Origin of the sequence: Denitromonas iodatirespirans (assembly GCF_018524365.1) — a bacterium.
GTDB classification, from domain to species: Bacteria; Pseudomonadota; Gammaproteobacteria; order Burkholderiales; family Rhodocyclaceae; genus Nitrogeniibacter; species Nitrogeniibacter iodatirespirans.
The window spans coordinates 1-202 of sequence record NZ_JAEKFT010000201.1; the positions used below are offsets into that span (position 1 = coordinate 1).

The following is a 202-nucleotide window of genomic DNA, read 5'->3' on the forward strand; positions in this document are numbered from 1 at the left end:
TGCCGTAGGTGAGCGTCGGGGTCGCGGCGGTGATCGGGGTGGCGTTGGTGTCGGCACCGACGGTGTCGTTGGTGAGCACGGAGCCGGACACGGTGTTGACGCCGTCTTCGGCGATCACGTTGGTGTCGTTGATCGCCACCGGCACGGAGTCGGTGATCTGGATGTCGAGGCTGCCGGTGGCGGCGATGCCCAGGTCATCGGT

Annotated in this window: 1 protein-coding gene; it reads right to left on the bottom strand. The window is 67.3% G+C overall.

Annotation, left to right across the window (positions count from 1 at the left end; translation table 11 throughout):
• Positions 1-202, bottom strand: a 202-nt coding sequence (locus I8J34_RS24560; RefSeq protein WP_214364238.1) for a hypothetical protein, incomplete at both ends; no start/stop codon positions are given.